The sequence below is a fragment of the Streptomyces sp. SID4985 genome, assembly GCF_009863025.1.
In the GTDB taxonomy this organism is placed as follows: domain Bacteria; phylum Actinomycetota; class Actinomycetes; order Streptomycetales; family Streptomycetaceae; genus Streptomyces.
On sequence record NZ_WWIR01000503.1, the window covers coordinates 1 to 345 of the forward strand.

Annotated in this window: 1 pseudogene; it reads left to right on the plus strand. The window is 78.3% G+C overall.

Going from position 1 to position 345, the window contains the following annotated elements:
• Positions 1-345 (plus strand): annotated as a pseudogene (locus tag GTW40_RS21955) (tetratricopeptide repeat protein); the annotation flags it as partial.

A 345-nucleotide genomic window follows, 5' to 3' on the forward strand; every position in this document is an offset into this window, starting at 1 on the left:
CGCGGCGGGCGACCCCTACGCCACCGGCCGCGCGATGGAATCCGTCGGCGGCGCCCACCAGGAGCTGGGCGACCACGACCGGGCCGCCGACTGGTTCGGCCGCGCGCTGGCCGACCGGCTCGCCCGGGGCGAACGCGCCCAGGCCGCCCGGCTCTACGGCCGCATCGCCACCGCCCACACCTACGCGGGCCGCTACGGTGAGGCGCTGCGCAACTGGCGCTCCGCAGCCGCCGGTTACCGCAAGGAGGGCGACACCGCCGCCTACGCGCGGGCACTCAGCGAGACGGCCCGCGTCCAGGAGTACGCCGGGCGCCCCGAGGAGTCGTTGCGCACCTGCCGCGACGC